Here is a 17,566-nt window from a genome sequence, read left to right on the forward strand (position 1 = left end):
CCGGCTCATTTGCTTTCCGCCTGTTTGAGCTCAAGCACTTCTTTTGGCGTGACCATGTCGCCCTTGTTGTTACCCCAGGCGTTACGTTCGTAGGTCACCACCGCTGCGATATCGACTTCCGACAACTGCTTGCCGAACGCCGCCATGGCGGTGCCGGGTTTGCCGAAGTACACGCGGTGCAGGTGGTCGGCTTTCGGCCCGGTGGCAATCGGTGAGCCCTTGAGCGCCGGGAACATCGGCGGCAGGCCCTGACCTTCAGCCTGGTGACAGGCCACGCAGGTGGTGTGATAGATCTTGTCGCCACGTTCCTTGAGTTCGTCCAGCGTCCATTCCTTGCTGGTCAGCTCCTTGAGCTGCGCGGCTTCGGCTTTGCGCTCGGCGAGCCACTTGTCGTAGTCGGCCTTCTCCTTGACGTCGACCACGATCGGCATGAAGCCGTGGTCCTTGCCGCACAACTCGGCGCACTGGCCACGGTAGAGGCCGGGCTTGTCGATGCGCGTCCAGGCTTCGTTGACGAACCCCGGAATCGCATCGCGCTTGACCGCGAACGCCGGCACCCACCACGAGTGGATGACGTCGGCGGAAGTCACGAGGAAGCGCACCTTGGCGCCGACCGGCAACACCAGCGGCTTGTCGACTTCGAGCAGGTAGTGCTCGCCCTTGGCTTCCTTGTTGTGAATCTGTTCGGCGGGGGTGGCCAGGTTGCTGAAGAATTCGACGTCCTGACCCAGGTATTTGTAGTGCCACTTCCATTGATAACCGGTGATCTGGATATCGATATCCGGCTCACTGGTGTCGTACATGCGGATCAGGGTGGCGGTCGCCGGAACGGCCATCGCCACCAGGATCAGCAGCGGTACGACAGTCCAGAGAATTTCAACGGTGGTGCTTTCGTGGAATTTTGCGGCGACCTGCCCGGTCGAGCGGCGATGCACGATCATCGACCAGAACATGGCACCGAAGACGATGATCCCGATCACCACACAGATCCAGAAAATGGTCATGTGCAGGTCGAATACTGCGTGACTGATTTCAGTCGCTCCAGGCGCCATATTCACAGTCCAGGCCGCCTGAGCCGGGCTGAAAATCGACCACAACAGGAGGCCCATCCAGACGTGTGGATGTCGCATCATTGCGGGTTCCCCTTATCGTTCTTGTTATCCCGTAGGCGCAACGCCTTCGGCAAGGGAGCGGCTGCATCAGACTACGAACTTGAATCGCCGGGCCTTGCTGCGTGGGCAGTCGGGCGTCATCAGCTAACTCCATTCAATGGCGAGTATAGACAGCCGCCGGAAATTGCAATGTCGTGGCGTTAATGTTCTGAAACAGCCGGGACTTGCGCTAAAGGGCACGAATAGAGAAGGATGCAGACGAGTGGTGGCGAACCGATATAACGCTGCTGCATCAAGGATGAAATAATTATGACAAATGCGTCTTAGCATTTTTCGTAAGCCAGCTAAGTTATGTCTTCCCTATTTCATTGCCTTGTTCCCTGGAGTTTTCATGAACACCGCCGCATTGCGCGAGCAGATCCAAAAAGCCCGACAGACCGAAAACGAAACCGGACGGCTCAAGCGTCAGCTGGAAGCCAAGTTGCCTCATCTGCATTCGGCCATTCAGTTGCCGGACGCTAATCGCGAAGACGCGTTGACGAGTTTTGTCACCGCCTATATCGATGAAGTACCAGACATGCTGGACGCAGCCAATGAAGTTGCCAGGGAAGCGGGAATCGAGTCGCAGATCAAACCGGTGCTGAAAATCGCCGAGCAGTACTTCCTCCAGCCGCCGGTCGGTCTGGACAGCCTGCTGGACGAAGCCTATCTGGCGCACCGCTTTGTCGAAGAGGTCAACGACCTGTACATCAAACACCTCGGCCAGCCACTGATCCCCTTGGACATGACGGTCGCCAACCTGATTGCTCACCAGCTGCTCGGTGAGGAATTTGCCAATCAACTGGATGAAGTCGTGCATCACACCATCGACGAGATGCTCGACGACGAGAGTTTTGCGCTGGAATCGGTAGAAGCCTACCGCGACAAACTGAGCAGCCCGGACACTGGTGCTGCATGGAAGCGCTGGCCGTGCATGGGCCGCCGCCTGGGCGTTGGCCTGGAGCTCGACCAGCCCGCTGCGTAACCCGCGTTCCACACAAATTCCTGTGGGAGCTGGCTTGCCAGCGATAGCGGTAGATCAGTCGACATTTTCAGTGACTGAAAGACCGCCATCGCTGGCAAGCCAGCTCCCACAGGGTTTATTTGTATATGAGGGATTTAACCGGCAGCGCCGATGCCTGTTGTTGTGCGAACCCGCCCCTCAAGTCGTCGCTTCAACCCACGTGACTCGATCAACAGCTTCGACCCCTTTGCCGCATTCGCCCGGCCCCACTCCTCCAGCAATTCCAGACACGAATGGTCGATGTAGCTCAGGTGGTTGAGCGGCACATGCACCGTTGTGCCCGCTGGAATGCTGCCCAGTACCTGGGTCAGTGCCGGTACCTTGAGAAAGGTCGCCGCGCCCACCAGACGCAATTCCATCTCACCGTCCTGCGGCAGGTCGATCAGGCTGATCTTCAGGCGCGACGCCTTGAACGCCAGTTTCAACATCGTCAAACCGAAACCGATCAACACACCGGTCAGCAGGTCGGTGAAAATGATCGCCAGCGCCGTGGCGGCGTAGGTGAACATCGGCATCCGCCCGTAACGACCCAGACCGCGAAAGGCCTTGAGGTCCACCAGTTTGAAACCGGTGTACACCAGCACGCCTGCCAGACTCGCCACCGGAATGCTTTGCAGCACGCTCGACAACAACAGCACGAACGCCAGCAGCCACAAACCATGGAAGATCGTCGAATAGCGGGTGGTTGCGCCAGCCTGGACGTTGGCCGAACTGCGCACGATCACCCCGGTCATCGGCAGCGCACCGACCAGTCCGCAAAGCATGTTGCCGACGCCCTGCGCTGAGAGTTCACGGTCGAAGTCCGAGCGCACACCGCTGTGCATGCGATCCACCGCCGCCGCCGACAACAGGGTTTCGGCGCTGGCGATGAATGCCACGGCAAAAGCCGCAATCAGCAGGGTTGGATCAGCAAGGCTGAGCAAATCCGCCGGTTTCAGCCAGTCGATGGCTTCGGCCAGATTCTCCGGCACCTCGACCCGTTTCACCTGCAACGCCAGCAGCAGGCTGGCGCCCGTGGCCAGGCCAACGCCGAGCAGCGCACCGGGAATGAAGCGCAGCGAATGCGGACGCAATTTCTCCCACAGCCACATCACCGCAATGGTCGCCAGCCCGAGCAGTCCGGCCTGCCAGCCAAACGACGGCAAGGCTTGCGCCACCGCGCCGGGGAAGGCCGTGAGGTTATCCAGGCCCGAGGGCTGCGGCTTGGCATCCAGCATCACATGCACCTGCGACAGAACGATCAGCACGCCGATCCCCGCGAGCATGCCGTAGACCACCGCTGGCGCCGTCACCCGAAACCAGCAACCGAGCTTCAAACGCCCGGCCACCAGTTGCAGGAAACCGGCGAGCAGCAGAATCGGCCCGAGCATCTCGATCCCGTGCTGGCGCACCAGCTCGAACACCAACACCGCCAGCCCCGCCGCCGGCCCGCTGACTTGCAACGGCGAGCCCGCCAGCCAACCGACCACCAGACCACCAATAATCCCGGTGATCAGGCCTTTGGCCGGTGGCAACCCGGAAGCAATCGCAATACCCATGCACAGCGGCAGGGCGACCAGAAACACAACCACCGAAGCCAGCAACTCCCGTGGCAGAACCGCTTTCAATTGAGCAGCACGCATGGTGACTCTCCCGAAGTTTTCTTCAGGCGTGGCTTCGCCGCACCGCTGAAACAGCGGCTGGCGTCAAACCACACAGATTTTTAGGAAGATTTAGAAGCGCGCTTTGGGCGTCGCCACCGGAATCGGATGGCTGCCGTCGAGCGGCAGGAAGCGTCCCTGATCCGCGTCGTAAGCTTTGATTTCGCTGGTTTCGATGTTGTAGACCCAGCCATGGATGAACAGATGACCGTTCGCCATGCGTGAGGCTACGGAAGGATGGGTACGCAAGTGCTGCAGTTGAGCGATGACGTTCTCCTCGGTGAGGATCGGCATGCTTTCTTTTTCGTCGGTGCAGTTGCAGTTGTCATGCACCATGGTCTTCGCCACTTCCGCATGACGCAGCCAGGCTTTGACCGTCGGCATTTTTTCCAGGCTGTCCGGATTGAGCACTGCGCGCATGGCACCGCAATCGGAGTGGCCGCAGATGATGATGTGTTGCACGCCCAGCGCCAGTACCGCGTATTCGATGGCAGTGGAAACGCCACCGTTCATCTGGCCGTAAGGCGGCACGACGTTGCCGACGTTACGGGTCACGAACAGATCGCCTGGCGAACTCTGGGTGATCAGCTCGGGCACGATGCGCGAGTCGGCGCAGGTGATGAACATTGCCCGTGGCGATTGCGCCGTGGCGAGTTTCTTGAAGAGTTCTTCCTGTTGCGGGAAGACCTCATGATGAAAATGCAAAAAGCCGTCAACGATCGTTCGCAGCGCTGCATCGGCGGATTCCGCCCCAGGGACGGCTTGCGCCGACGCAGCCAACGGCTGTTTATCCTTGTCACTCATGATTCATCCTCTTTGGCGGATTCGGGGAGTCGTTCCCGTGTATTCCGGTATGAAGCCAGTGGCTGTTTAAAACATCCGGGCCATCCCGACCCGTCAGTCACTCGATGAACAAGGTAGCCGCCGAAACTTAACTCAAACTGAATCAAGCGCTCTAGAACGTGTGTTCCAGGTCACAAAAAACGTGACTGAGGTATTTCGACGGAAGGACTCCAACCCAGCAACCATAGGCAAATTGACGCTAAATCAACGACATCTGGCGACCCGGCGGACAGAAGGCCGTGCAGTCCAGGTTATAGCCCTCACGGTGGTTTAAACCGAGACGTTTAATGGCTTTGGCGAAACGTTGCGCGAGCAGGTCGGCAAACGGCCCCTCGCCGCGCATGCGTGCACCGAAACGGCTGTCGTAGAGCTCGCCGCCACGGCTCTGGCGGATCAGGCTCAGGACATGGGCCGCACGCTGCGGATAGTGCGCCTGTAACCACTCCTCGAACAACGGCGCCACTTCCAGCGGCAGGCGCAGCATCATATAGGCGGCACTTTGTGCACCGGCGGCATGTGCCTCGGTCAGCAGGCTTTCGATTTCGCTGTCGTTGATCATCGGGATCATCGGCGAACACAGCACCCCCACCGGAATGCCTGCTTCGCGCATCACCCGGATCGCCCGCAGCCGGGCCTTGGGTGCCGCGGCACGCGGTTCGAGGATGCGTTTGAGTTCATCGTCCAGCGTCGTCAGGCTGATCATCACCGCCACCAGCCGTTGCTGCGCCAGCTCCGTGAGCAGATCGAGGTCGCGCAGGATCAGCGAGCCCTTGGTGACGATGGTCACAGGGTGCCGATAGCGCAGCAGCACCTCGAGGGTCTGGCGGGTGATCCGGTGTTCACGTTCGATGGGTTGGTACGGGTCGGTATTGGAGCCGAGGTTGATCGGCGCGCACTGATAACCTCTTTTCCCAAGCTGTTCTTCCAGCACCTGGGCGGCGTTGGTCTTGGCGATCAGCTTCGTCTCGAAATCCAGCCCCGGCGACATGTCCCAATAGGCGTGGCTGGGTCGCGCGTAGCAATAGATGCAGCCGTGCTCGCAGCCGCGATAGGGATTGATCGAGCGGTCGAAGGGCAGGTCCGGCGAGGTATTGCGGGTAATGATGGTTTTCGCGGTTTCGATCATCACCTCGGTGTTCTGCGTTTCGGGCACTTCCTGATACCAGCCGTCGTCCTCGGCCACCGAACGGTTCGGCGCAAAGCGGTTGTGCGGGTTGGTCGCGGTGCCGCGACCGCGCGGTGGCAATGGAGTAGACATGAAAACGCCCCGATACTGTGTGCATATACAGTATCGGGGCGTTGCTCATCTGGCTAGTGCCGTCGGGCGACTGGTCAGTTGTGTTGCGTGACCTGACCGAGGTCATCGCCGGAGGTGTGCTTCATATCCTCCTTACGCAACTCGGCGACGTCAGCGGCTTTCACCGGCGCCCCTTTGTTGCCCCAACTGCCACGGATGAAACTCACCACATCCGCCACTTCCTGATCCGACAACCGCCAGGCGAAACCCGGCATGGTGAAGGTCGAGGGTGCCGTGTGCGTCGCCGGCAAGGTACCGCCCTTGAGCACGATGTGGATCAGCGATGTCGGATCCTCCGATTGCAGCACCGGATTGCCCGCCAGCGCCGGGAACACCCGGGTGTAGCCGTGGCCGTCGGTACGGTGGCAGGCCGCGCAGTTGTCGATGTACACCGCTGCGCCGCGTTGACTGTCGTCGCCGTTCCACAGGGCTTTGGCGGCTTTCTCGTCGTACTGGTGCGGCTGATCGTTTGGATCAACTGCCGGCAGTGACTTGAGGTAGCGGGCAATCGCAGTGAGGTCGGCGTCGGTCATGTATTGCATGCTGTGAGTCACCACATCGCTCATGCCGCCGAACACTGCGCTGCGGTCGCTGCGTCCGGTCTTGAGGAACTGCACCAACTGCGCTTCGCTCCAGCTGCCCAGGCCATCCTTGTGATCACCGCGCAGACTTTTGGCGATCCAGCCTTCCAGCGGCGCACTGCCGGCGAGGAAGCTCTTGCCATCCGCCGCGCTCAGGGATTTTTCCTGCATGGTCAGCGCCCGTGGCGTATGGCACGCGCCGCAATGACCGAGGCCTTCGACCAGATAGGCGCCGCGGTCGATCACCGGGTCGTCCGAAGTGGCCTTGTAGTCCTCGACTTTCGGCGCAAACAGCCAGCGCCAGCCCATCAGCGGCCAGCGCATGCTCAGCGGCCATGGGATGTCGCTGGCCTTGTTCTCCTGCGCCACCGGTTCAACGCCGTGCATGAAGTAGGCGTACAGCGCCTGCATGTCGGTTTCGCTGACCCGGGCGTAGGACGGATACGGCATCGCCGGGTACAACGTACTACCGTTTTTGGCGACGCCGTGGCGCACCGCTTGGTCGAAATCCTCAAAGCTGTAATCACCGACGCCGGTTTTGTCCGGGGTGATGTTGGTCGAGTAGATCGTGCCGATCGGCGTTTCCATCGGCAGGCCGCCGGCGAACGGTTTGCCGCCCTTGGCGGTGTGGCAGGCCACGCAGTCACCGGCGCGGGCGAGGTATTCGCCTTGTTTGATCAACGCCTGATCGACGTCGGCGGCGTGCACGGCAGCACTGCCGAGCAGGGCCAGGGTGGCGATAACGAGATTGTTCATGGTCATCGCTCCTTAAGCCTGAACCAGCGGGCCGGGGTTTTTCAGGTATTGCTCGCGGATCGCCTTGGCCGACCAGTAGGTCAACGCCGCCACCAGCCCGGTCGGGTTGTAACCCAAGCCTTGCGGAAACGCCGACGCACCTGGCACGAACACGTTGTGCACGTCCCAGCTCTGCAGATAACGGTTCAGGGCGCTCTTCTTCGGATCGGTGCCCATGATTGCGCCACCGTTGAGGTGGGTGGTCTGGTAGGCCGCGGTGTTGAAATGATCACCGACCTGCTTGCCGATCACCGCGATGGCTTTCGGGCCCATGGCTTGAGCGACCTTGCCCATTTTCTCGACCATGAAGCGGTTCATTTTGATGTCGTTTTCCTGCCAGTCGAAGGTCATGCGCAGCAGCGGCAAGCCGTAGGCATCGCGGTACACCGGATCCAGATCAAGGTAGTTGCCACGGTAGGACTGGTGCGCGCCGTGGGCGTCCATCGACACTTGGTGGGTGTAGTAATCGGCGGTCGCGCGTTTCCACTGGCTGCCCCAAGCCGGGGTGCCGGGCGGGTTCGAGGTGCCGGCAATCGGGCGGCTGCCAGCCTGGTTGACCCACATTGGCGAGCCACCGACGAAGCCGTGCGGGCCGTGGTCAAAGTTGTCGGCGTTGAAATCGTCCAGCGCCACGCCGTTACCGCCGGCACCGATGAAGTTGTTGGTGTGGGTGTCCTTGTCGAAGAACGCCTTGATGGTCGCCATGTTCTGGTAGGCGAAGTTACGCCCGACCACGCCTTCGCCGCTGATCGGGTCGTACGGTTTGCCGATGCCCGAGAGCAGCATCAGGCGCACGTTGTGCAGCTGGAAGGCGCCGAGAATCACCAGATCCGCCGGCTGCTCGATCTCGCGGCCCTGGCCATCGATGTAAGTCACGCCGGTGGCCTTGGACTTGGTGCTGTCGAGATTGACCCGCAGCACATGCGAGTTGGGCCGCAATTCGAAATTCGGCAGCGGCTTGAGCGCTGGCAGAATGTTCACGTTCGGCGATGCCTTCGAATACATGTAGCACACGTAACCGCTGCAGAATCCGCAGAAATTGCACGGGCCCATCTGTGCGCCGTAGGGGTTGGTGTACGGGCCTGAAGTATTCGCCGACGGCAGGTTGTAGGGTTTGTAACCGACCTCTGCCGCCGCTTTGCCGAACAGCTGTGCGGAAACGGTGTTCTTCTGCGCTTCCAGCGGGAACGGATTGGAGCGATCCGGTGCGTAAGGGTTGCCGCCCTTGCCCTGACCGACCAGTTGGCCTTTCACGGTCCAGGCCTGGCCGGAGGTGCCGAAGACCTTTTCGGCGAAATCGAAGAACGGCTCCAGCTCTTCATAGCTGACGCCGAAGTCCTGGATGGTCATGTCCTTGGGGATAAAACTTTTGCCGTAACGCTCTTCGTAGTGGCTGCGCATGCGTAGCTCGATCGGATCGACGCGAAAGTGCACGCCCGACCAGTGCAAACCGGCGCCGCCGACGCCATTGCCCGGCAGAAACGCACCCAACTGGCGGTTCGGCAGGGCGATGTCGTTGACGCTGTGGCGGATGGTGACGGTTTCCTTCGATATGTCCTGAAAGAGTTTTTTGCGCACGCTGTAGGTGAGTTCGTCGATCACCTGTGGATAGTTGCCGTCAGGGTAGGTGTCCTGCATCGGCCCGCGCTCCAGCGCCAGCACGTTGAGCCCGGCTTCGGTCAGCTCCTTGGCCATGATCGCGCCAGTCCAGCCGAAACCGACGATCACCGCGTCGACCTTCTTCATTACGGTTGCCATGCTCAAGCCCTCTCGCCGCGAATCGAAACTGCCGGGAAGGGGTACTGCTCGTTGCGTTCCACCCAATCCATGAAATCGGCGCGGGCGCCGGGGAAGCCGATCATGGTCCAGCCGACCATGCCTTTATTGCCGCCGTGGATCGGGTCGCAGAAGAACCCTTCCTTGGTGTTTTGCAGCAGCAGGCTGAAGAAAATCTTCGCGGGAACCGCATCGAACTGCGGTTTGCCGGCTTCGAGCTGCTTGAGCAAATCTTCTCGGGTAGCGCTGTCTTGCTCAGCAAATGTTTTACCGTTGAGGGATTTTGCCCACTGATCCGTGGCAGCGATGCCCAGGCGATAGATCTCTTTGGGCACCAGTTTGCTCTGCCAGCCCATCTCCGGCGCAGCGTCGGTGTTGAACGGACCTTGCATGTACCACAGGGCACCGGCCGCGTACGGGGTGTTCATCTGGCGGTCGATGTATTCCGGCACGCCGGCTTCCAGAGCCCCCGGGCCTTGCTCGTCATTGGGGATCAATTGCGCCACGGCGGCGTTGATGAAGGCCCATTCCTCGGCGGTGAAATAGCTCGGCTGGTAAGCGCTGGCGTCAGCCTTGGCCGGTGTGGCTGCGGGTGTCGCCGGGGCCGCTTCAGGTGCAGCTTGCAATACGCTGCTGCCCAGACCGGTACCGGCGAGGGTGACCACGGGAATCAGGGTCAGGGATTTGCGCAAGAACTCACGCCGCGGGTTGTCTCGATCTGCGTCAGACATGGGGGTGCACCTCATCAGGCATTGATGGTTGTCCGCCGTTTCTGCGAACGGCGTGAGCATTTTTTCGTCGCGGCGCGCGGCCCGTTTGACCGGGAAAAAGAGGACGCCTGCAACATCGTGTGACAAATGGTAGCAGGCTAATCATCGGGATGAACCGATTCAGTGGGAAAAAGCCTCGGTTTTTTACCCGGCGCTCAATGAAATCGCCCGGATTCACAATTCTTTGACAAGAGCCTCACAGGGCTTTGACCGTCAGACGTGGAAGCTGCGAGGCCTTTCATTGATGAATTCCGATTACGGTCAGCCCAGCATGTCTCGAGTGCGTCTTTTTCCTGTTTTGTGTTTGTCGCTTGTCACTCTGCTGCACTTGATGCCGGCCCAGGCTGATGCCGCTGTCACATCGCGCCCGCCGGAGTGGGCGCAACCGGTGGAAGTGCAGTACAACCTGTTCCAGATGTCGCCAACGCTGTACCGCAGTGCCTTGCCGGATGGCGGCGCGGTGCCGTTGCTGAAAAATCTCAAAGTGGCGACGGTGATCAACTTCCTGCCGGAAGCCGACAGCAGCTGGCTGTCCGAGCCGGGCATCAATCAAGTGCAACTGCCTTATCGCACCAACCACGTCGATGACGCCGATGTGCTCAAGACACTGCGCGCGATTCAGGCTGCCGAAGCCAACGGCCCGGTGCTGATGCACTGCAAACACGGTTCTGACCGCACCGGCCTGATGGCGGCGATGTACCGAATCGTGGTGCAGGGCTGGAGCAAGGAAGACGCCCTGAATGAAATGACGCAGGGCGGTTTTGGTGAAAGCGGCCATTTCAAGGATGGCGTGCGCTACGTGATGCAGGCCGATGTCGACAAACTGCGCACCGCGCTGGCCAACGGCGACTGCAGCACCAGTGCCTTTGCCACTTGCTCGATGAAGAGCTGGTTCCAGTCAGTCAACCTCAAGTAAGCCGCACCCTCCACGGCATTGCACCGTGGAGGGTTATTTGCCGGCTCAGTCTTCGGACTTTTTCTTCAGCTTCGGATTCGGAAAGAACTGCACGGCCTGGACCGTCTTGTCCGGCGCCGGCTTGAGCGCGCTGGTATTGACCCGCGTGCCCAGTTCCTTGGGAACCGACAGCCCTTGCTCGTTCAGCGTATCCGAGTAACCGCAGGCCACGCACTCGCGGTGCGGCACGCTGTCCTCGTTCCACATCATCAGTTTGTCCGGTTCGCTGCACGCCGGGCAGACAGCCCCGGCGATAAAGCGCTTCTTGGTAATCACAGGTGCCTCACTCATGCTGCTGCGTCCTCACTCAGGCCGCTATGGCGCAAGAGTGCGTCAATCGATGGCTCACGGCCACGGAAGTCGACGAACAGCACCATCGGGGCCTGCGAGCCGCCACGCGCCAGAATCGCTTCGCGGAAGGCGCGACCGGTCTCGGCGTTGAGCACGCCATCCTCTTCGAATTTGGAGAAGGCATCCGCCGACAGCACTTCCGCCCACTTGTAGCTGTAATAGCCGGCCGCGTAACCGCCGGCGAAGATGTGCGCGAAGCTGTTGGGGAAGCGGTTGTACGCCGGTGGACGCATCACCGACACCTCGTCGCGCACGCCTTCCAGCACTTGCGCCACGCTGCGGCCGTCACCGTGAGTGGCGTGCAGTTCGAAGTCGAACAGCGAGAATTCCAGCTGACGGACCATCATCAGCCCGGACTGGAAGTTCTTCGCCGCGAGCATTTTTTCCAGCAGATCCTGTGGCAGCGGCTCGCCGGTTTCGTAGTGACCGGAGATCAGCGCCAGGCCTTCCGGCTCCCAACACCAGTTTTCCATGAACTGGCTCGGCAGCTCGACCGCATCCCACGCCACGCCGTTGATCCCGGAAACACCGGCGTGATCAACGCGGGTCAGCAGGTGATGCAGGCCGTGGCCGAATTCGTGGAACAGGGTGGTCACTTCATCATGGGTCAGCAGCGCAGGCTTGCCGCTGTCGGCCGGGGTGAAGTTGCACACCAGGTTGGCCACCGGGCTTTGCAGCACGCCGTCAACGGTGCGGCGACGGTCGCGGGCACCGTCCATCCACGCGCCGCCACGCTTGTTGGCGCGGGCGTAGAGGTCGAAGAAGAAGCGCCCGACGTGCTGGCCGTTTTCCTTGATTTCGAACAGACGCACGTCCGGGTGCCAGGTGTCGAAGCCTTTCAGCTCGGCGATCTCGATGCCGTACAGACGCTGAACGATGGCGAACAGGCCGCCGAGGACTTTATCGATCGGGAAGTAGGCGCGCAGGGTTTCCTGAGCGACGCTGTAGCGCTGCTCGCGGAGTTTTTCCCCGTAGAAACCGCTGTCCCAGCTCTGCAGATCGGCGCAGCCCTGTTCGGCGGCGAAGGCGCGCAGCTGCTGCAGATCCTGCGCGGCAAACGGTTTGCTGCGCTTGGCCAGGTCGCGCAGGAAACTCAGCACCTGATCGCTGGACTCGGCCATCTTCGTGGCAAGGCTCAGCTCGGAGAAGCTGGCGAAGCCCAAGAGTTTTGCCAGTTCCTGACGCAGGTCGAGGATCTCTTCCATCACCGGGCCGTTGTCGTTCTGCCCGGCGTTCGGGCCTTGATCCGACGCACGGGTGCAGTAGGCGGCATAGACTTCCTCGCGCAGCGCACGATCCTGGGCGTAGGTCATCACCGCGTAGTAGCTTGGGAATTCCAGGGTAATCAGCCAGCCGTCAAGGCCTTTGGCCTGGGCGGCAGCGGCCATTTGCGCCTTGGCCGAGTCGGTCAGGCCGGCGAGGGCGGCTTCGTCGGTGATGTGCTTGGTCCAGGCTTGCGTGGCGTCGAGCAACTGGTTGGAGAAGCGGCTGCCCAGCTCGGACAGTTTGCTCTGCACTTCGGCGTAGCGCTTCTGTTCGGCTTCCGGCAGGTCGATACCCGACAAACGGAAATCGCGCAGGGCGTGTTCCAGAATGGTTTTTTGCGCCACGTCGAAATTGGCGGCTTCCGGGCTGTTGGCCAGCGCTTCATAAGCCTGGAACAGCTCGCGGTTCTGACCCATCTCGGTGGAGTAGGCGCTCAGGGCCGGCAGGCACGACTCGTAGGCCTCGCGCAGTTCAGCGCTGTTGCACACGGCGTTGAGGTGGCTGACCGGGCTCCACGCAGCGCCGAGGCGATCATTGAGTTCGTCCATCGCCAATACCAGGCCGGCCCAGGTCGGGTTCTCGACTTGAGTCTTGAGGATTTCGGCGATGGCGGCGCGGTTGTCGGCCAGGATCGTTTCAATGGCTGGCAGCACGTGTTCGGCACGGATCGTGGAGAACGGCGGCAGGTCGTAGGACTGCAGAAGAGGGTTGTTCACGCTCACGGTTGGCACCTTGGCTGGGAGAAACATGCGCCCATCTTAATTACAATCGGCACTCACCGCAGCTATCGGCGACAGAGAGAGAAATTATCGTGTCCGTTCGCAAGTACCAGAATCACACCCCGCAGCTCGGTAAAGGCGCGTTTGTCGACGCCTCCGCGGTGGTGATCGGCGACGTCGAAATCGGCGAAAACAGCTCCGTGTGGCCGCTGACCGTGATCCGTGGCGACATGCACCGCATCCGCATCGGTGCGCGCACCAGCGTGCAGGACGGTTGCGTGTTGCACATCACCCACGCCGGTCCATTCAACCCGGACGGTTTTCCGCTGCTGATCGGCGATGACGTGACCATCGCCCACAAGGTCATGCTGCATGGCTGCAGCGTTGGCAGCCGCGTATTGATCGGCATGGGCAGCATTGTCATGGACGGCGCGCAGGTCGAGGATGATGTGATCATCGGCGCCGGCAGCCTGGTACCACCGGGCAAGCGCCTGGAAAGCGGCTTCCTGTACGTGGGCAGCCCGGTGAAACAGGTCCGTCCGTTGACTGACAAGGAACGCGCCTTCTTCACCTACAGCGCGGCGAACTACGTGAAGCTCAAGGACCTGCATCTGGCCGAAGGCTACGACCAGCTCTGAATCGACCTACACCTGCTCAGGATTTCTCATGCATTACCAGACCGTACTGTTCGACCTCGATGGCACCCTGACCGACCCGCGAGAGGGCATCACCCGATCCATCCAGTTCGCTTTGAGCAAACTCGGCATCGACGAGCCGGACCTGAGCAAACTCGAACACTTCATCGGCCCGCCGCTGTTGCAGGCGTTCATGCAGTTCTATGGCTTCGACGAGGCCAAGGCCTGGGAGGCGGTGAATTTCTATCGCGAACGCTTCAAAGTCACCGGCCTGTACGAAAACCGTGTGTTCGATGGCGTCACACCGTTGCTCGAGACCCTGAGCGGGCAAGGGCGACAGCTGTACATCGCGACCTCCAAACCGTGGGAGTTCGCCCGGGAAATTGCCCGGCACTTCGACTTCGCCAAACACTTCAAGGTGATCTACGGCAGTGAGCTGGATGGCACGCGGACCAACAAGGTCGAGCTGATTGCGCATCTGATCGCTGAAGAAGGGCTGGATCCGGCCAATACGCTGATGATCGGCGACCGCAAACATGACCTGATCGGCGCGCGCAGCAACGGCGTGGACGCGGCGGCGGTGGGGTATGGGTTTGGCAGTTTTGAAGAGTTGAGCGCTGAGGCGCCGGCTTATCACTTTGAAACGCTGGCGGAGTTGCATCAGGCGTTTTTGCGGCGTTGATCATAGCGCCATCGCTGGCAAGCCAGCTCCCACAGGTGAGCAGTGTGCGCAGGTTCACCTGAATCCATGTGGGAGCTGGCTTGCCAGCGATGAGGCCGGATCAGCCGACATCAATTCAAGATCCGGCCAAAGTTTTCAAGGCCGCTTTACGCTCCGCGACAGGTAACCCGCCTAGCTTCTCGACCTCAACATAAAACCGCTCCCAATCCCCGCCAACCTGCCTGAACAGCGCCGCAAACGCCGGCACCCACTGGTCATACAGCCCAAACGGCAACAACCGCGCATTGTTCAGCGGCAGATTCACCCACGCGTCATAACGCTTGTCCCCAGCCCACTGGCTGTCGCGCATGACCCGGTAATCGCGCCGAAACTGCTCGAACGCCGCCGCTTTACGCTCGCGCATCTGCTCGGCCGGTAGCGGCTGGGCGTAGAGCTTTTCCAGGCGTGAGCGTGTTTCCAGCACCAGCTCAATGAACTGATCACGCTGCTTTAGCCGCGAGTCGGTATCCGCAGGCAGGCCACGAAACGCCCGCCACTGGCGGGTGCCTTCCTGCTCGACAAATGTGGCGAAGGATTCGTTGAACTCGGTGTCGTCCTTTACATAAAAGCGCTGATGCGCCAGTTCATGAAAGATCAGCGTAGCCAGACGCTCATCGCCCCAGCCCATCATCGAATTGAGGATCGGGTCATTGAACCAGCCGAGGGTCGAATAGGCCTCGACGCCGCCAATCGACACATCCATGCCTTGCAGACGCTGGATCGCCGCTTCGCCGCGCGCGGCGCTCTGGCTGTAGTAGCCGCGATAGGCCACGCAACCGGCGATCGGGAAGCAATGGTTCTGCGGCTTCAGGGAAAACTCCGGGGTGGCGAACACGTTCCACACCACATAGGGCCGGCCAATGTCGGCGTACAGCCGATAGCTCTGGTTGTCCGGCAGGTGCAGGTGTTCGCTGGCAAAGTTCCGGGCCTTCTGTGACTGGCTCAGGTGCGTGCGCAGCTTGGCGTCGCGGCTCGGGTCGGCGATCACCTTGGCCACTGGCTCGCGCGCGCGCAGCAACTGCAATTGGCCGCTCGCCAACTGGCTGTAATAGCTGGCGCTGGAACAACCGTTGAGCAACAAAAACATCACACCCGGAAACAAAATCCGAAAAACGCGATCAAGTAACCCATGGCTTGGAAGCGGCCTGCTCAAAATAAAAATCCTTTGGAAAGTCTGCCCGCAAGACTATCCCGCCATTTGGAGCTTCGCTATGCGCATGTTGTTGCTGACAGGAGGCCTGCTGACGCTGGCCGGATGTGCCGGATTCGGAATGCCCGACCCTGACCCCTCGCAAGCCTGGATCGATCTCGATGTCCGGCAACAGGACACGGCGCTGCAAGCGCTGAAGGTCGATAGCCGGGCCACGGTCGACAAACGTTATTTCGAAGTGCAGCCCGGCAGCCACGAACTGAAGGTGCGCTACCAATTCCCGGTCGAAGCCACCAACATCGGCCCCGATGCCGAACCGCTATGGCGCGACTGCCAGTTGAATTTGAAATTCAAGGACTTCAACGCCGGTCAGCGCTATCAGCTGCAAGCTGGCAGCATCGGTTTCCGGCCATGGGCGAAGCTTTATGACGAGCAGCACAATGTGGTCGGCCAAGGTACGCCGGCAGGCTGTCAGCGCACGTGATCAGCGCTATGCTGGAAGTCTGAATCCTTGGACATCCATCATGCGCAAGTTGATGTTGTTGCTCGCAGTCGGCGCTATCGCCGGCTGCCAGACGCCACTGCCACCGGTCGATCCGCAAATGGCCTGGGTCGATTTCTCGACCCCGACCCCCGGCGGAAAACTGCTGATGGCCGAGCGCCTGGACAATCAACGGCTGACCGATGGGCGTTTCTTTCAGGTCACGCCTGGTAGCCACGAGCTGCGGGTGCGGTTTGACTTCGAGGTGTTTGGTGGCGGCGGTGCGCTGATGACCGGCCCGATCGAGCGGCTGTGCTACCTGTACATCCGCTACGACCATTTCGAAGCCGGCCAGCGTTATCTGCTGGAAGGTCGCTCGCTAGGGTTCACCCCGAGCGCCCGCCTGTACAACGCCAAGCATGAGATCGTAGCCGAGGATCACGACATGGACTGCCTCAGCTGAGACGGATCAGTTGTCGTTCTTCTGGTAAATGATTGCCTTGCTGCCGTTTTCACAGGTGCCCACGACCATGGCCACGTCGTGCTTGTCGGCCTCTTCCTTGCTGACGATTTCCAGCGTGTAGGACGGCACGGCGTTCGCCTGGATCTTTACTTCGATTTCTTTTCTGAGTTCTTCACAGTCTTTCGGTGCGGCAAGAACCGTTGTGGCCAATGCACTGCAGAGGATCGCCAAGCCAATACGTTTCATATCCTGAAGCTCCATGGGGCAGCGCGCACGGGCGTGCGCTGAAGCTGCTGTCACTTATTCGACCATATTCTTGCAGCGCAGGTTCTGATGTCGCTCACATCTTCAGCAATTGCGGTGCTATTCAAATCGCCTTCGCGGGCAAGCCCGCTCCCACAGGTTAGGGGCCGACCCAAATCCTGTGGGAGCGGGCTTGCCCGCGAAGGCGTCAGTGCCAGCAACGCCTTTGTCGAAGCCTGCGCAAATCAGCTGACCAGCGAAGCCTCAAGGGTAATCTTCGCATTCAATACCTTGGATACCGGGCACCCTTCCTTCGCCTTGGTGCTCAGTTCTTCAAACTGCGCCTGAGTCGCCCCCGGGATTTTCGCCTTGAGAATCAGTTTGACTGCAGTGATAGCAAAGCCGCCATCCACTTGGTCCAGTGTGACCTCTGCCTGAGTATCGATGCTCTCGGCCTTCAGACCCGCATCACCGAGAATCATCGAAAATGCCATGGAAAAACAGCCGGCATGCGCGGCGCCGATCAGTTCTTCCGGGTTGGTGCCCTTACCGCCCTCGAAGCGGGCCTTGAAGCCGTAAGGCGCTTCTCTGAGGACGCCGGTCTCGGTAGAGATCGAGCCGATGCCGGTTTTCAGATCGCCTGCCCAATGCGCGGATGCTTTCTTCACGATAGCCATGTCTGCCTCCTCAAGATCTGGCGCGAAA

General features: G+C 60.5%; 18 protein-coding genes. 6 read left to right on the forward strand and 12 right to left on the reverse strand.

The window, feature by feature from the left end; all coding sequences use genetic code 11:
- Nucleotides 1-5: 5 nt before the first annotated feature.
- Nucleotides 6-1,133, reverse strand: coding sequence for a cytochrome c oxidase subunit II (gene coxB, locus B1722_RS20505; protein WP_041074770.1), 1,128 nt, complete (start codon nucleotides 1,131-1,133; stop codon nucleotides 6-8).
- 370 nt (nucleotides 1,134-1,503) lie between these two features.
- Here coxB and B1722_RS20510 point away from each other — a divergent pair, with 370 nt between their 5' ends.
- Complete coding sequence (locus B1722_RS20510; protein ID WP_027610219.1) at nucleotides 1,504-2,136, forward strand: hypothetical protein; 633 nt, start codon at nucleotides 1,504-1,506, stop codon at nucleotides 2,134-2,136.
- Nucleotides 2,137-2,270: 134 nt separating this feature from the next.
- Here B1722_RS20510 and B1722_RS20515 read toward each other — a convergent pair whose 3' ends face one another.
- From B1722_RS20515 to B1722_RS20540, 6 genes are all read right to left on the reverse strand, one after another.
- Complete coding sequence (locus B1722_RS20515; RefSeq protein ID WP_086794111.1) at nucleotides 2,271-3,797, reverse strand: SulP family inorganic anion transporter; 1,527 nt, start codon at nucleotides 3,795-3,797, stop codon at nucleotides 2,271-2,273.
- Nucleotides 3,798-3,887: 90 nt separating this feature from the next.
- Nucleotides 3,888-4,619, reverse strand: a complete 732-nt coding sequence (locus B1722_RS20520) for a carbonic anhydrase (RefSeq protein WP_041074767.1) — start codon at nucleotides 4,617-4,619, stop codon at nucleotides 3,888-3,890.
- A gap of 238 nt (nucleotides 4,620-4,857) precedes the next feature.
- A complete protein-coding gene (locus tag B1722_RS20525; RefSeq protein WP_086794113.1) occupies nucleotides 4,858-5,916 on the reverse strand; it encodes a PA0069 family radical SAM protein in 1,059 nt (352 codons plus the stop codon).
- Between the two features lie 74 nt (nucleotides 5,917-5,990).
- A complete protein-coding gene (locus B1722_RS20530; RefSeq protein ID WP_086794115.1) occupies nucleotides 5,991-7,292 on the reverse strand; it encodes a cytochrome c in 1,302 nt (433 codons plus the stop codon).
- 12 nt (nucleotides 7,293-7,304) lie between these two features.
- Nucleotides 7,305-9,089 carry a GMC family oxidoreductase gene (locus B1722_RS20535; RefSeq protein WP_086794117.1) on the reverse strand — a complete coding sequence of 595 codons (1,785 nt, stop codon included), beginning with the start codon at nucleotides 9,087-9,089 and terminating at the stop codon, nucleotides 7,305-7,307.
- A 2-nt stretch (nucleotides 9,090-9,091) separates the two neighbouring features.
- A complete protein-coding gene (locus B1722_RS20540; RefSeq protein WP_086794119.1) occupies nucleotides 9,092-9,838 on the reverse strand; it encodes a gluconate 2-dehydrogenase subunit 3 family protein in 747 nt (248 codons plus the stop codon).
- Nucleotides 9,839-10,148: 310 nt separating this feature from the next.
- Here B1722_RS20540 and B1722_RS20545 point away from each other — a divergent pair, with 310 nt between their 5' ends.
- On the forward strand, nucleotides 10,149-10,793 hold the full coding sequence (locus B1722_RS20545) for a dual specificity protein phosphatase family protein (RefSeq protein ID WP_086794138.1): 645 nt from the start codon (nucleotides 10,149-10,151) through the stop codon (nucleotides 10,791-10,793).
- A 45-nt stretch (nucleotides 10,794-10,838) separates the two neighbouring features.
- Here B1722_RS20545 and B1722_RS20550 read toward each other — a convergent pair whose 3' ends face one another.
- Both B1722_RS20550 and prlC read right to left on the reverse strand, forming a co-directional pair.
- Nucleotides 10,839-11,123: a YheV family putative zinc ribbon protein gene (locus tag B1722_RS20550; RefSeq protein ID WP_007962808.1), complete on the reverse strand. Its 285-nt coding sequence runs from the start codon at nucleotides 11,121-11,123 to the stop codon at nucleotides 10,839-10,841.
- A complete protein-coding gene (prlC, locus tag B1722_RS20555; RefSeq protein ID WP_041074776.1) occupies nucleotides 11,120-13,171 on the reverse strand; it encodes an oligopeptidase A in 2,052 nt (683 codons plus the stop codon). Before prlC ends, B1722_RS20550 begins: the two co-directional genes overlap by 4 nt.
- Before the next feature lie 89 nt (nucleotides 13,172-13,260).
- Between prlC and B1722_RS20560 the strand changes: the two genes are divergently transcribed.
- Both B1722_RS20560 and B1722_RS20565 read left to right on the forward strand, forming a co-directional pair.
- Nucleotides 13,261-13,806 (forward strand): gamma carbonic anhydrase family protein, encoded by a 546-nt coding sequence (locus tag B1722_RS20560; RefSeq protein WP_041074753.1) that lies wholly within the window; start codon nucleotides 13,261-13,263, stop codon nucleotides 13,804-13,806.
- 28 nt (nucleotides 13,807-13,834) lie between these two features.
- Entirely contained in the window at nucleotides 13,835-14,485 is a 651-nt protein-coding gene (locus B1722_RS20565) for an HAD family hydrolase (RefSeq protein ID WP_041074751.1), read from the forward strand.
- 115 nt (nucleotides 14,486-14,600) lie between these two features.
- Here the strand turns inward: B1722_RS20565 and B1722_RS20570 are convergent, their stop codons facing one another.
- Complete coding sequence (locus B1722_RS20570; protein WP_041074749.1) at nucleotides 14,601-15,677, reverse strand: aminopeptidase; 1,077 nt, start codon at nucleotides 15,675-15,677, stop codon at nucleotides 14,601-14,603.
- Nucleotides 15,678-15,735: 58 nt separating this feature from the next.
- Between B1722_RS20570 and B1722_RS20575 the strand changes: the two genes are divergently transcribed.
- Nucleotides 15,736-16,158, forward strand: a complete 423-nt coding sequence (locus tag B1722_RS20575; RefSeq protein WP_041074747.1) for a hypothetical protein — start codon at nucleotides 15,736-15,738, stop codon at nucleotides 16,156-16,158.
- Nucleotides 16,159-16,198: 40 nt separating this feature from the next.
- Nucleotides 16,199-16,618 carry a lipoprotein gene (locus tag B1722_RS20580; protein WP_041074745.1) on the forward strand — a complete coding sequence of 140 codons (420 nt, stop codon included), beginning with the start codon at nucleotides 16,199-16,201 and terminating at the stop codon, nucleotides 16,616-16,618.
- Nucleotides 16,619-16,624: 6 nt separating this feature from the next.
- Here the strand turns inward: B1722_RS20580 and B1722_RS20585 are convergent, their stop codons facing one another.
- Together B1722_RS20585 and B1722_RS20590 are read right to left on the reverse strand one after the other, a co-directional pair.
- Entirely contained in the window at nucleotides 16,625-16,864 is a 240-nt protein-coding gene (locus B1722_RS20585) for a DUF1161 domain-containing protein (RefSeq protein ID WP_007962817.1), read from the reverse strand.
- Nucleotides 16,865-17,106: 242 nt separating this feature from the next.
- Nucleotides 17,107-17,538: an OsmC family protein gene (locus B1722_RS20590; RefSeq protein ID WP_041074742.1), complete on the reverse strand. Its 432-nt coding sequence runs from the start codon at nucleotides 17,536-17,538 to the stop codon at nucleotides 17,107-17,109.
- Nucleotides 17,539-17,566 lie beyond the last annotated feature (28 nt).

The organism is Pseudomonas sp. SCPG-7 (assembly GCF_002156405.1).
GTDB classification, from domain to species: Bacteria; Pseudomonadota; Gammaproteobacteria; order Pseudomonadales; family Pseudomonadaceae; genus Aquipseudomonas; species Aquipseudomonas parakoreensis.

What these genes read in the sequence shown, in the direction of transcription:
- coxB (WP_041074770.1), bottom strand. Translation starts at nt 1,133, where the DNA reads ATGATGCGACATCCACACGTCTGGATGGGCCTCCTGTTGTGGTCGATT.
- B1722_RS20510 (WP_027610219.1), top strand. Translation starts at nt 1,504, where the DNA reads ATGAACACCGCCGCATTGCGCGAGCAGATCCAAAAAGCCCGACAGACC.
- B1722_RS20515 (WP_086794111.1), bottom strand. Translation starts at nt 3,797, where the DNA reads ATGCGTGCTGCTCAATTGAAAGCGGTTCTGCCACGGGAGTTGCTGGCT.
- B1722_RS20520 (WP_041074767.1), bottom strand. Translation starts at nt 4,619, where the DNA reads ATGAGTGACAAGGATAAACAGCCGTTGGCTGCGTCGGCGCAAGCCGTC.
- B1722_RS20525 (WP_086794113.1), bottom strand. Translation starts at nt 5,916, where the DNA reads ATGTCTACTCCATTGCCACCGCGCGGTCGCGGCACCGCGACCAACCCG.
- B1722_RS20530 (WP_086794115.1), bottom strand. Translation starts at nt 7,292, where the DNA reads ATGAACAATCTCGTTATCGCCACCCTGGCCCTGCTCGGCAGTGCTGCC.
- B1722_RS20535 (WP_086794117.1), bottom strand. Translation starts at nt 9,089, where the DNA reads ATGGCAACCGTAATGAAGAAGGTCGACGCGGTGATCGTCGGTTTCGGC.
- B1722_RS20540 (WP_086794119.1), bottom strand. Translation starts at nt 9,838, where the DNA reads ATGTCTGACGCAGATCGAGACAACCCGCGGCGTGAGTTCTTGCGCAAA.
- B1722_RS20545 (WP_086794138.1), top strand. Translation starts at nt 10,149, where the DNA reads ATGTCTCGAGTGCGTCTTTTTCCTGTTTTGTGTTTGTCGCTTGTCACT.
- B1722_RS20550 (WP_007962808.1), bottom strand. Translation starts at nt 11,123, where the DNA reads ATGAGTGAGGCACCTGTGATTACCAAGAAGCGCTTTATCGCCGGGGCT.
- B1722_RS20565 (WP_041074751.1), top strand. Translation starts at nt 13,835, where the DNA reads ATGCATTACCAGACCGTACTGTTCGACCTCGATGGCACCCTGACCGAC.
- B1722_RS20575 (WP_041074747.1), top strand. Translation starts at nt 15,736, where the DNA reads ATGCGCATGTTGTTGCTGACAGGAGGCCTGCTGACGCTGGCCGGATGT.
- B1722_RS20580 (WP_041074745.1), top strand. Translation starts at nt 16,199, where the DNA reads ATGCGCAAGTTGATGTTGTTGCTCGCAGTCGGCGCTATCGCCGGCTGC.
- B1722_RS20585 (WP_007962817.1), bottom strand. Translation starts at nt 16,864, where the DNA reads ATGAAACGTATTGGCTTGGCGATCCTCTGCAGTGCATTGGCCACAACG.
- B1722_RS20590 (WP_041074742.1), bottom strand. Translation starts at nt 17,538, where the DNA reads ATGGCTATCGTGAAGAAAGCATCCGCGCATTGGGCAGGCGATCTGAAA.